The sequence below is a fragment of the Bacillus sp. iso_77 genome, from assembly GCF_056173625.1.
The window spans coordinates 1,404,538-1,416,559 of the sequence record NZ_CM149683.1; the positions used below are offsets into that span (position 1 = coordinate 1,404,538).

Genomic DNA, 12,022 nt, shown 5'->3' on the forward strand with positions numbered 1-12,022 from the left:
ATGTGTCTTTTTTTGAGCGCATTAAAATGTGCAGCCGCCTGCTAGAGTGATTACACTATAGAATGAGGTGAAGAAAGAGTGGAAATTGTCGTGATTTGGTTTCGCCGAGATATGCGATTGGATGATCATATCGCCTTATCAAAAGCGATTACATATGCAAAAAAACATCAGTACCGATTATTTGCTTTTTATCATCTAGATCCGTTTTTTACAGAAATGGAACTGGATTTGAACAACGAACATTTCTTTCAAAACTTGGCCAATTTCGTCAAGGAAGCGAGAGAATCTCACATGTATGTTCATCTCATTCATGATGATATTTTGTCCGCTTTTCAAAAGCTCATGGATGCTTATGACATCAATGCGGTCTTTTTTAATGAGGACGAAGTAGGAAATGGTCGAACACGTGATGAGCAAGTGACCCGTTTCTTAGAAGAAAAGGGCATTCATGTGTCAAAGTGGCAAGATACGCATCTGCATGGGGCGAGAGATATTTTAAAAGCGGATGGGACTCATTATCAAGTGTTTACTCCATACTATCAAGCGTGGCGGAAGCAGGAGAAGCAGTCTGTGATAAAAGTTGACAAATCATTTCTGAGCAGTGAGCTTACGATTTGTGATGAGTCACTTTCTGAAAAGGGAGATGCGAAACTAAGGGACATCACCAAGAAATGTACAAGGAAATTCGATCAGATTGGATCAGACAAAGCGATGAGCACGCTAGGCGGCTTTATTCAAGAAAGATTGACGCATTATCATGAGAAACGAGATATTCCGTCTGTTTTTGGGACGAGCAAGCTGTCTCGGTTCTTAAAAACCGGGACCATTTCTATTCGCACAATCTTTCATGCGGTCAATGAGGAAGAACTTTTTGAAGATGAGGGCAAGGAAACATTTATGAAAGAGCTAGCGTGGCGTGATTTTTATCATATGATCTTTGCGCATTATCCAGAGATGAAAGAAAAAGAAATCAACGCCTCCTTTCAACATATAAAATGGAATGATGATGAGACACTTTTTGAAGCTTGGTGTAAAGGACAAACAGGCTTCCCGCTCGTTGACGCTGGGATGAGACAGTTAAATGAAGAAGGCTGGATGCATAACCGTTTGAGAATGGTGACGGCTTCATTTCTGACAAAAGATTATCTCATCAATTGGAGAATGGGCGAGGCGTATTTCGCGAGAAAACTTGTCGACTATGATGAGGCTTCGAATATTGGAGGATTTCAGTGGGCAGCCTCTGTCGGAACGGATGCTGTTCCTTACTTCCGTATTTTTAACCCAACGACCCAGTCGAAACGATTTGATCCAAGCGGAGAATATATTAGAAGGTATGTACCAGAACTAAAGCATGTGAATGAAAAATGGATTCATGAACCGAGTAAAATGCCGATAGATGAGCAAATGAAATCGGGATGCGTGCTGGGGGATACATATCCTCTGCCTACAGTCGATCATCAAGAAAGACGAAAAAAGGCCATTTCGCTATTCGAAGAAGCGAAACAAACATAAAAGAAATCCCCCTTTTCGGATGAAAGGGGGATTGTATGTTTATCTGAAAGGCTCTCTATTTTCATATTTAAACCGGGCAATGAGTAAGCAGAAGTAGCATAGTACCCCAAACAAACAAGAAATAAAGAATGAATGAGCAAGCGCATAACCGAGTGCGAGCTGAGAATAAACAGACATGACACCTGAGATCGCTTGAAGTGTAATCAGAATGGCTGAAATGATCCATCCATAATACAGCTGCTTTTGTTCTTTATAATGTTTAAGGGCATGGAACATCGCAACAAATATCCAAACGAATAAAAGAAGGGCTGCTGCTCGGTGAGACATTTGAACCCATTGATTAAAATACGCTGGAAGTGCGCCGTCTTTTGAACAAAATGGGAAGACAGAGCATGCAAGACTTGATTTTGTATGTCTCACATAGGCGCCCGTATACACCACAATATACGTATATGTGATCAACCCATAAATATGGAACTGCATTCTTTTGCCGATATGAAGCGGCTTCACAAGCTTTGTTTCAGATCTGGTGGCTTCAAACACAAGCAGTGCCAGCAGTAAAACGGAAGCAAAAGAAATCAGTGAAATACCGAAGTGCAGTGCCATGACAAGTGCGTTAGAACCAAACACAACGGCGAGTGCCCCTAACAGCGCTTGAAGCAGTAAGAATATAATGGACATGATGACCAAAAATTTGGTTTCACGGAATACTGGACTGATTTTTTTCCAGCATAAGACCGCCAGTGCCAGTACAAGAATGGTGGAAACTCCTGTTGACATGCGGTGGCTCCATTCGATAATGGAAGCAGGGTTCATTTCTGGAAAGAAACGACCGTGGCAAAGGGGCCATTGTCTGCCGCAGCCAAGACCGGAGCCAGTTTTCGTCACAAGCGCACCGCCAATCAGAACGATCAGCATCACAAATGTTGTGACAACGCTCAATAACCTTAAAGCAAATTTCATCAAATGATTTCACCTTCTCTAAATAACTTCTGATCTAAATGAAAACCTCACATGCTCTCAAGTTTAAGCCAAATGCGTGTTCTGTTGCAATTCATAATGACCAAAGTTCACAAAAAAATGATATGTTAGTTCACAAAGTTTACAGATTTAGAGTGCTTGATCTTTCTTTGACAGTCTGATAGAAATAGAGGAGAGAATATTTCATTTTGCACCGCCTTCTGAAACGCACATCCTAATAAATTCACGAAAAGTTCACAAATAACTTCAAGTTTGTCGTTTATTATTTAATAGGATGTTTTTTTACAGCTCTTTATCTTGTATGATAGAGTTGTAACGATTTTACGTTTTATTCGTTCGTTTGAAGGTTTGGGCAAGGGAGGTTATACACATTGGCAAATTCCAAAACAGCCGCGGAAGCAGCTATTCATGGACAAATAGAAGAAACAACCGCTTTAAAAGATTTTCTTGCTCTTATTAAAATGGGCATCGTCAATTCCAATTTCATTACAACTTTTACTGGAATGTGGCTTGCTTTTTATTTTACAGGTATGAGTTTCCTTGGGAATCTTGATATTGTGCTGTTAACAATGATTGGTTCTTCTCTTATTATTGCCGGTTCATGCGCCATTAATAATGCGTTTGACCGTGATATTGATATACTAATGGAAAGAACAAAAACAAGACCGACGGTGACAGGTAAAGTTCAGCCGGGTCAAGCGTATGCATTTGGTATTCTGCTTGTTGTACTTGGACTGATTATGCTTCTGATGACAACTGTTACATCAGCAGTGATTGGATTTATCGGTGTCTTTACTTATGCAGTTCTATACACGATGTGGTCTAAACGTCATTACACCATTAATACAGTCATTGGGAGTGTATCTGGTGCGGTTCCGCCATTAATTGGCTGGACAGCTGTTACAGGCACCATCGACACAACGGCTTGGGTTCTGTTTATGATTATGTTCATCTGGCAAATTCCGCATTTCTTATCACTTGCGATTAAGAAAACGGAAGATTACCGCAAAGCAGGTATTCCAATGCTGCCAGTTGTTTACGGCTTTGAAGTCACAAAACGCCAAATCATCATTTGGACAGCATGTCTTCTCCCGCTTCCATTTTTCTTAGGTGGATTAGGATGGCCGATTGTCGCACTTGGCACATTGCTGAACATTGGATGGCTCGTCATTGGTCTTATGGGCTTTAAAATGAAAGATATCATGAAGTGGTCAACACTCATGTTCGTTTATTCATTAAACTACTTAACGATCTTTTTCGTTGCGATGATTATTATTACACTATTCTAGAGTGAAATACACTTTGATCACATCAAAACAATGGCTATATCTTATAACACAACATTTTCTTACAACTATGAAAGCCGCCTGATATTCAGTTCTATTTAGGCGGCTTTCTGTTTATACATAGATGGTATTTTGAGTAAAAACATCATTTTTTTATGAAAAGAGGAAATGTAAGTGCTTTTATAAGAGGCGGGGGTTATGGATGGGTGAAAGGTGATTTTATAAATAAGAGGTAAAAGCGAAAGGCAAAGGAGATCAAGCAAAAGGGGTTGGGACAAATTATGATAAGAAAATGGCGTGTTTATTCACTGTTTCTCTTACTGACGCTCGTTTTGGCGGGCTGCGGTGAACCATACTTATCAACACTCAAGCCAGTTGGGGAAGTAGCAGATAAACAGTTTTTCCTAACGGTACTGAGTACACTTATTATGGTTCTTGTCGTTATTGTTGTATCGATCATTTTCTTTTACGTCATCATTAAATTCAAACGTTCTAAAGTGGGAGAAGATACGATTCCTAAACAGGTAGAAGGGAACCGTAACCTCGAAATTACGTGGACAGCGATTCCGATACTTCTACTCATTATTCTCGTTGTACCTGTTGTGGCATACACGCTTGAGCTAGGGGATACAAGCGCCATGGATAAGAAAAAACGAGATCCTGAAAAGACACTTGTAGTGAATGTAAGAGCCAGCTTATATTGGTGGGAATTTGAATACCCTGATTATGGGATTGTGACAAGTCAGGAATTGATTGTTCCAACTGATCAAAAGGTTTATTTTAAGCTGAAAGCATCTGATGTGAAACACTCATTCTGGATTCCATCAGCTGGGGGTAAAATTGATACAAATACAGACAACGAGAACAAGTTTTATTTAACATTTGACTCAAAACGAACGAAAGATGCTGGAGAATATTTCTATGGGAAATGTGCAGAGCTTTGCGGTCCATCACATGCTTTAATGGACTTTAAAGTTAAAACGCTTTCTCAAGATGAGTTTTTAGGCTGGACGAAAAAGATGACAGATTATAAGAAGCCTGCATCTACGTCAGATCTAGCCCTTGAGGGTGAAAAACTCTTTAAAGAGAAAAACTGTTTAAGCTGTCATGCGGTAGAGCCTGGAGATGAACGGCCAGAGGCGGCAAGGACTGCACCAAACCTTGCAACCTTCGGAGAGCGAACAAAAGTAGCTGGAATTAAAGACATGAACAAAGAAAATGTCAAAGCATGGCTGAAAGATCCAGAGAGCTTTAAACCAGGTAATAAGATGACAGGGACGTACCCTAAACTAAATGACTCAGAAGCAGATGCACTCTACGAGTATTTAAAAGGTCTTAAAATACAGTAAATGCCTTGAGCAGCTTGAAGTTGCGCACATTCAAAAGGGTATATGATCTATGTGAAGTTTTTGTTAAGAGCTCCCGAATAAGTCTCTACATCCAAGAATAAGTCATCTGTCAGATATAGTCTGTTTTTAGAACGTGAAGATAGACATTGATATGAAAAGGGGCAAATGGGAGATAAGAGGGGGATTTCATGGTGAGTACAATAGCTAAAAAGCGGGGGTTTGGCGCTGTCTTATGGGATTACTTAACGACGGTTGACCACAAAAAAATTGCCATACTATATTTAGTGGCAGGGGGATTTTTCTTTTTAATTGGTGGCCTGGAAGCGATGATTATCCGTATTCAGCTAGCCATCCCTGAAAATGATTTTGTGAGTGCAGGTTTTTACAATGAAGTCATGACGATGCATGGAACAACGATGATTTTCCTTGCAGCAATGCCGCTTTTATTTGCATTAATGAATGCGGTTGTACCCATTCAAATTGGTGCACGTGACGTAGCGTTTCCATTTGTGAATTCACTTGGTTTTTGGCTGTTCTTTTTCGGAGGTATTTTCTTAAACCTTGGATGGTTTATGGGCGGAGCACCTGATGCAGGCTGGACTGCCTATGCGTCGCTCACGCTGAATTCAGAAGGGCACGGCATGGATTTCTATATTTTAGGGTTGCAGATAGCGGGTATTGGTACGCTAATTGCCGGAATCAACTTTCTTGCAACGATTATTAATATGAGAGCGCCAGGTATGACGTATATGAGAATGCCGCTCTTTACCTGGACGACGTTTGTGGCATCTGCACTAATTTTATTCGCATTCCCGCCGCTGACAGCAGGGCTTGCGATGCTGATGCTTGATCGAATGTTTGATACGAGCTTTTTTAATCCAGAGCTCGGAGGAAATACAATCATCTGGGAGCATTTGTTCTGGATTTTTGGACACCCAGAAGTGTATATCTTGATTTTGCCGGCATTTGGGATTTTCTCTGAAATCATTCCGGTGTTTGCAAGAAAAAGATTGTTTGGTTATTCGTCCATGGTGTTTGCGACTGTATTAATTGGTTTCCTTGGATTCATGGTGTGGGCGCATCACATGTTCACAACAGGACTTGGTCCAATTGCCAATGCGATCTTTGCCGTAGCCACAATGGCGATTGCGGTGCCAACTGGAATTAAAGTTTTTAACTGGTTGCTCACCATATGGGGCGGTAATGTGAAGTTCACAACGCCGATGCTATATTCAGTTGCGTTCATTCCGTCATTCTTACTTGGCGGTGTAACCGGCGTCATGCTTGCAGCAGCAGCAGCGGATTATCAGTTCCATGACACGTACTTCGTTGTGGCGCATTTCCACTATGTCATTATCGGTGGTGTGGTCTTCGGTATTTTAGCAGGTGTGCATTATTGGTGGCCGAAGATGTTTGGGAAAATACTGAATGAGAAGCTTGGGAAAATTGGCTTTGTGCTGTTTTTCGTCGGTTTCCATTTAACGTTCTTTATCCAGCATTTTCTCGGTCTTTGGGGCATGCCGCGCCGAGTCTTTACATTCTTGCCAGGTCAGGGTCTAGACCTTGGGAACTTGGTGAGTACGATTGGGGCACTGTTCATGTTTGTAGCAGTTGTCATCATGCTGATTAATATCATCTGGACGACAGCAAAAGGGGAGCGTGTATCGGGCGATCCTTGGGGAGATGGAAGAACGCTTGAATGGGCAGTATCTTCACCTCCGCCAGAATATAACTTTAAGCAGCTGCCTCTTGTACGGGGACTTGATCCATTATGGATTGAGAAAATGGATGGCAAAAAAGGAATGACAGCATCTGAACCGCTCGATGATATTCACATGCCGAATAATTCCATCTTGCCTATCATTATCTCATTCGGTCTATTTGTGTCAGCGTTTGGTTTTATGTATCGTCAAGAACACAGCTGGGGTCTACCGGTGATCTTCATTGGTCTTGGCATCACGTTTGCGACCATGCTCGTTCGCTCTCTTAAAGATGATCATGGATACCATATTCACAAAGAAGATTTGACGGATGACGATGACAAAGGGGTGAAAGCATAATGGAACCACAAAAAATGACAGCGGAAACCTTTCCGGCTTCTCCTGAGAAAGCCACGTTAGAAGGAAAGAATAAGTTCGTCGGGTTCTGGTTGTTTCTTGGAGGAGAAACGGTCCTGTTTGCATCTTTGTTTGCCACTTATTTGGCGCTGAAAAATTCAAATGCAGGCGGTGCAACAACAACTGAAATGTTTGACCTCACACTTGTCTTTATTGCCACAATGCTTCTGTTAACGAGCAGTTTAACGAGTGTGTATGCTATGTATCATATGAAAAACTTTGCCTTTAAAAAAATGCAGCTTTGGTTAGGTGTAACCGTTCTTTTAGGTGCTGGATTTTTAGGGGTAGAAATTTATGAGTTTTATCATTATGTGCATGCGTATGAATTTACCATTACGAGCTCTGCACTTGGCTCTTCCTTCTATACGCTTGTTGGAACACACGGGGCTCACGTCGCATTTGGACTTTGCTGGATCACCGCTCTGATGATTCGGAATATGAGACGCGGACTCGATTTATACAATGCACCAAAATATTATGTGGCAAGCCTTTATTGGCACTTCATTGATGTTGTGTGGGTCTTCATCTTTACCGTTGTATATTTAATGGGAATGGTGGGATAAGAATGGGAAATAAAAACACAAATCAGTCCAAAGTCGATCTTGTCTATCGGAAAAAGAAAAATGCCGAAGAAATGAAGCATCAGCTCATTTCTTTCGGCTTGATGATTGGTTTAACGTTTGTTGCCTTTTTAACAATCGCCTCTGAAGACGTCGGAAATTGGTTCGCTGTCCCTTTTATTTTACTGCTTGCAGTGATTCAGGTCGCTTTTCAGCTTTATTATTTTATGCACATGAACCAAAAAGGGCATGAAACACCCGCGTTGTTTCTTTACTCAGGTGTGTTTGTCGCGTTTATTACCGTTTTAGCCTTTTTGACCATTATTTGGTGGTAAGCTCGCTTTGCCCTTGAAGGAGGCGCAGCAATGGAAAACTTAGAGATATTTGGATTTCGTGCATTATGGAGTCCTTACTATTTGACATGTATTGTAGCAGCAGCCGCTTTTTATCTGCTTCTCGTGACGAAGGGTAAGCACCGTGCGACGGTGAAAGAGAAAACGCTGTTTCTCACGGGGCTTGTGTTGCTTTATGCAGTGAAGGGGAGCCCGATTGATTTAATGGGGCATATTATGTTCAGTGCGCATATGGCGCAAATGGCAGTGCTCTATTTGGTCATCCCGCCCCTTCTTATTACAGGTTTACCTGCGGCGATTTGGGAGCGGATCATTCAAACACGGGGTATTCAGCCGATTTTCCGCTTGTTTTCTAAGCCGTTGATTGCCTTGCTCGGATTTAACGGGTTGTTTTCGCTGTATCATATTCCGCTTGTGTTCGATTTTGTCAAAACAGATCCGTTTTATCACGCATTGATGACAGTTGTCATTTTTATCGCTGCCTTTTTCATGTGGTGGCCGCTTGTCCATAAAGTGCAAAGTCAGCCGCAGATTACAGGCATTTTAAAGCTTGGATATATTATGGCAGATGGGATTTTAATGACACCTGCCTGCGCACTCATTATGTTTAGTGAAGCGCCTATCTATGCCACTTATTCAGATGCCGGCGCATGGATACAAGCACTGCACCTATGCGTACCGAGTGATATGCTTGCAGGTCTTGCGCTTACGGGACCTGACATGTTTCATACATTGCCGCTGCTAGAAGATCAGCAGCTAGGTGCTATTTTGATGAAAATCATTCAGGAGATTGTATACGGATCGATTCTTGCTGTTGTCTTCTTTGACTGGGCGAGAAAAGAAAGAGCGAAAGATGCCGTACCAGATGCGCTCATTCCGAAATATGAATAAATGAAAAGCACAGCCGCAGAGGCTGTGCTTTTTATGCTTCAGCAGTTATCGCTTCTAGTTTTTCTTTCAATTGGTTCAGCGTTTTTTTGCTGGATTGAATAAGAGATTTAGGGAAATCTTCGCCTTCTCCATATTCAACACCATGCGGATAATAGTGTTTTCCAAGTAAAGGTGTCAGCAGCTGGATGTGGGCTTTTTTGGAGCCGACATCTCCCTCAGTGGCGTAGCCAGAGATCCGTAAGTAAAACGTCCCCTCTACCATGTTATACTTCCTGTCGTACGTCACACGCTCATAATCCCATTGATCGGCTCGTACAAATCCTTCACTTTCCATAATGAAATCCAATTTATTTAAGTCAGCTGATACCTTTTCAATCCCCGTACCTTCAAACTTCACCCAAAACCCCTCCTTATAAAAATTCCCTTTACTGACAATCATAGTATGAAAGCGTTAAACTTTCAACTGTGAAGGGTATGTTCTTTTATAAGCTGGTTACAGTAATAAAGAAAATAACGGATGGAGGAATCAACGTGAAAACGAAAAAAATCAAAGATATCATGACGAAAAAAGTAGTGACGTTGCAAAAGGACGACAATGCGTATGAAGCGGCAGTCAAAATGAAAGATGCTGACATTGGTGCCATTCCAGTAGTCGACGGAGATCAGCTTGTTGGTATTGTCACAGACCGCGACCTTGTACTTAGAGGTATTGCTGAGAAAAAGCCGAACTCACAAGAGGTTGGTGCCATCATGACAAAGGAAGTTTTGACAGCTGAAGAAGATGCAACCCTAGAAGAAATTGTCCGGTTGATGTCAGAACATCAGCTCCGCCGTATCCCGGTTGTCAAAAATGGGGCACTCACAGGAATCGTAGCCCTTGGGGATTTATCAGTTGAAGATTTATCAAACGATCGTGCAGGTGATGCCCTGACGGAAATCTCTCAACAAGACCAGGATCATGGCCAAGGATTTCTTCATTAGGAGGGGCATATTTTAAATTCGTGTTAAATAGGCTGTATTGTCGTTGATAAATGGAGCAAGTTTTGTTTAAATGACAGTAGAAGGTACTTTTTGTACCTTGCCAATTTAACGGAGGTGTTTATTTGAAAACTGTGCTGAAAACACTCTTCATCCTCCTGATTATATCTGGAACGTACGTTCTGTTTATTCAATATGGATCTTCACCAGAAAAAGAAAACAGCAATGAGCCGAAGGTGTCTAATGAAGAAACATCTAGCGATAAGCCGATCAACATTCCGAAAAAAGGTCTCATGTCCTTTATGGGGAAGTCTTCAAACGAAGTGCTTAAACAGCTAGGGGAACCAGATCGCATTGATCCTTCCGCATATGATTATGACTGGTGGATATACAATCAATCGAAGAAGCACTATATTCAAGTAGGGGTAAAGGACAGTAAAGTGGTGACCTTGTTTGCGACAGGGGACGGGCTGAATGTTGAGCCGTTTAAAATCGGTCAAGCCACAAGTGAAGTGTTTAAAAAAACACAAATCGCTCCTTACATTCATGTAGAGGACGAGGGAAATTCATATCGCTTTGAATTCTCAGAAGATGATATGAATACCAGGCCGACGGTGAAAGTGGGAGATGATGTGTATGTCCAGCTCTACATGGATAAGTTTGAAAGCACTCTTTCGAGCATTCGAGCCTTTAATGCAGATACATTTGTCAAACAAAAGCCGTATGAAGTCGTTTATCGAGGTCAATTAATTGAACCTGAGGCGATATCAGGCGAAAAGTGGAAGGATATTGAAGCGTCGAGTCAAAAACAAATTTTTGATATGACCAATATTATCCGCCATAAGTACAAACTGCCGACCTTAAAGTGGGACGATGAAACCTCTGAAGTGGCATTCATGCATAGTGAGGACATGAAAGATAATCATTATTTCTCCCATGAATCTAAAAAATACGGCACGCTGAAAGATCGGTTAGAAAGAGGCGAGGTCGCATTTCAGCTTGCGGGGGAAAACATTGCGTATAATTATGTTGATGGCCCTGCAGCTGTAGAAGGTTGGCTGAATAGCGAAGGTCACCGGAAGGCATTGTTAAATCAAGATTACACGCACCTTGGCGTTGGTGTGAAAGAAAAGTATTATACACAAAACTTCATTAAGAAAACGTCTTAATCCTCTAAACAGCTGCGCACAGATAGCGGCTGTTTTTTTATGAAAAGGGCTCACCAAAATAGACCCAGATGTATATAGTATAGTAGGCATTTGTATGGGGGGTGAGGATATGACAAATAAGCAAAAGCAAACATCCATTGATGAATTTAAACAGTTCGTCAGACGCCATCCGAAATTAATTCAAGAAGTGCAGACGCAAGAAAAAAGCTGGCAAAGTTTATACGAGAATTGGGTCATGTTTGGTGAGGAAGATGACATGTGGTCTCCTTACCGGCAAACACAAACGGAAGAAGCAAAAGAAGAAAAAGCCGCTAAGCAAAGTGAACCGGGAAAAGCAGATTTTATGTCTAAAATGGTTTCTGCAGTGAAAAAAATGGACGCTGATCAAATGAATGAACAGATTAATAAAATGAGCCAGTCTATTTCCTCTTTACAAAGCTTACTCGGTCAATTTTCATCAAATGGCTCAAAGAAGGGTTCATCTGGAGGCAGCCAGCACCCATTCTCCTTCAGGAAAGATTAATTGAAAGGGGATGCTTTTGGTGCGGAGAGAAGTACAAGAGTTTGTCATGGCCGAAGAGGATCGAATCAAATTCATCAGGCAGCGCCCACTCTGGTATAGACAGTTAACGCGGCATCCTGAAAATGTCACTTCGTTTGAATTAGATAAAATGAACTTTTACGAAAAAACCATTCCTCATCGTGTGAGCCAGTTGAGCAATAGTGTCCAAATGGCTGAAATGATGATCCAGATGTTCCAAGCAATGCGCAATCAAAATGGAGCCGGGTGAGGCTTTTTTTGAGTTGATTAAGATGTCTATTTCAT

Annotated in this window: 13 protein-coding genes; 11 read left to right on the top strand and 2 right to left on the bottom strand. The window is 41.5% G+C overall.

Going from position 1 to position 12,022, the window contains the following annotated elements; genetic code table 11:
* Positions 1–78 precede the first annotated feature (78 nt).
* Entirely contained in the window at positions 79–1,512 is a 1,434-nt protein-coding gene (locus AC0VYC_RS07140; RefSeq protein ID WP_039168614.1) for a cryptochrome/photolyase family protein, read from the top strand.
* Positions 1,513–1,551: 39 nt separating this feature from the next.
* On the opposite strand, the gene AC0VYC_RS07145 is transcribed toward AC0VYC_RS07140, so the two are convergent.
* A complete protein-coding gene (locus tag AC0VYC_RS07145; RefSeq protein WP_024720295.1) occupies positions 1,552–2,475 on the bottom strand; it encodes a COX15/CtaA family protein in 924 nt (307 codons plus the stop codon).
* A gap of 389 nt (positions 2,476–2,864) precedes the next feature.
* Here AC0VYC_RS07145 and cyoE point away from each other — a divergent pair, with 389 nt between their 5' ends.
* From cyoE to ctaG, 6 genes are all read left to right on the top strand, one after another.
* On the top strand, positions 2,865–3,782 hold the full coding sequence (gene cyoE / locus AC0VYC_RS07150; protein WP_024720296.1) for a heme o synthase: 918 nt from the start codon (positions 2,865–2,867) through the stop codon (positions 3,780–3,782).
* Positions 3,783–4,060: 278 nt separating this feature from the next.
* Positions 4,061–5,128, top strand: coding sequence for a cytochrome c oxidase subunit II (gene coxB, locus AC0VYC_RS07155; protein WP_039168612.1), 1,068 nt, complete (start codon positions 4,061–4,063; stop codon positions 5,126–5,128).
* Positions 5,129–5,316: 188 nt separating this feature from the next.
* Positions 5,317–7,188: a cytochrome c oxidase subunit I gene (gene ctaD / locus AC0VYC_RS07160; RefSeq protein ID WP_007499823.1), complete on the top strand. Its 1,872-nt coding sequence runs from the start codon at positions 5,317–5,319 to the stop codon at positions 7,186–7,188.
* Entirely contained in the window at positions 7,188–7,808 is a 621-nt protein-coding gene (gene ctaE, locus AC0VYC_RS07165; protein WP_007499822.1) for a cytochrome c oxidase subunit III, read from the top strand. The genes ctaD and ctaE overlap by 1 nt, the downstream gene beginning before the upstream one ends.
* Positions 7,809–7,810: 2 nt before the next feature.
* Positions 7,811–8,140, top strand: coding sequence for a cytochrome c oxidase subunit IVB (gene ctaF / locus AC0VYC_RS07170; RefSeq protein ID WP_003211520.1), 330 nt, complete (start codon positions 7,811–7,813; stop codon positions 8,138–8,140).
* 30 nt (positions 8,141–8,170) lie between these two features.
* Positions 8,171–9,049: a cytochrome c oxidase assembly factor CtaG gene (gene ctaG / locus AC0VYC_RS07175; protein WP_017367183.1), complete on the top strand. Its 879-nt coding sequence runs from the start codon at positions 8,171–8,173 to the stop codon at positions 9,047–9,049.
* A gap of 31 nt (positions 9,050–9,080) precedes the next feature.
* Here the strand turns inward: ctaG and AC0VYC_RS07180 are convergent, their stop codons facing one another.
* Complete coding sequence (locus AC0VYC_RS07180) at positions 9,081–9,446, bottom strand: YugN family protein (protein WP_008345035.1); 366 nt, start codon at positions 9,444–9,446, stop codon at positions 9,081–9,083.
* Between the two features lie 161 nt (positions 9,447–9,607).
* Between AC0VYC_RS07180 and AC0VYC_RS07185 the strand changes: the two genes are divergently transcribed.
* The 4 genes from AC0VYC_RS07185 to AC0VYC_RS07200 all read left to right on the top strand — a co-directional run bounded on the left by AC0VYC_RS07185 (position 9,608) and on the right by AC0VYC_RS07200 (position 11,987).
* A complete protein-coding gene (locus AC0VYC_RS07185) occupies positions 9,608–10,030 on the top strand; it encodes a CBS domain-containing protein (protein WP_034646433.1) in 423 nt (140 codons plus the stop codon).
* A 122-nt stretch (positions 10,031–10,152) separates the two neighbouring features.
* The gene (locus tag AC0VYC_RS07190) at positions 10,153–11,196 is read left to right on the top strand and encodes a CAP domain-containing protein (protein ID WP_058337381.1); all 1,044 of its coding nucleotides are present in this window, start codon (positions 10,153–10,155) and stop codon (positions 11,194–11,196) included.
* Between the two features lie 109 nt (positions 11,197–11,305).
* Positions 11,306–11,719, top strand: a complete 414-nt coding sequence (locus AC0VYC_RS07195) for a YlbD family protein (protein WP_024720298.1) — start codon at positions 11,306–11,308, stop codon at positions 11,717–11,719.
* Between the two features lie 19 nt (positions 11,720–11,738).
* A complete protein-coding gene (locus AC0VYC_RS07200) occupies positions 11,739–11,987 on the top strand; it encodes a YlbE-like family protein (protein WP_017359376.1) in 249 nt (82 codons plus the stop codon).
* The last annotated feature ends 35 nt before the right edge of the window (positions 11,988–12,022 follow it).

Coding starts and splice junctions, on each gene's coding strand:
- ctaD (WP_007499823.1), top strand. CDS start 5,317: ATGGTGAGTACAATAGCTAAAAAGCGGGGGTTTGGCGCTGTCTTATGG.
- AC0VYC_RS07185 (WP_034646433.1), top strand. CDS start 9,608: ATGACGAAAAAAGTAGTGACGTTGCAAAAGGACGACAATGCGTATGAA.
- AC0VYC_RS07195 (WP_024720298.1), top strand. CDS start 11,306: ATGACAAATAAGCAAAAGCAAACATCCATTGATGAATTTAAACAGTTC.
- AC0VYC_RS07145 (WP_024720295.1), bottom strand. CDS start 2,475: ATGAAATTTGCTTTAAGGTTATTGAGCGTTGTCACAACATTTGTGATG.
- ctaE (WP_007499822.1), top strand. CDS start 7,188: ATGGAACCACAAAAAATGACAGCGGAAACCTTTCCGGCTTCTCCTGAG.
- ctaF (WP_003211520.1), top strand. CDS start 7,811: ATGGGAAATAAAAACACAAATCAGTCCAAAGTCGATCTTGTCTATCGG.
- coxB (WP_039168612.1), top strand. CDS start 4,061: ATGATAAGAAAATGGCGTGTTTATTCACTGTTTCTCTTACTGACGCTC.
- ctaG (WP_017367183.1), top strand. CDS start 8,171: ATGGAAAACTTAGAGATATTTGGATTTCGTGCATTATGGAGTCCTTAC.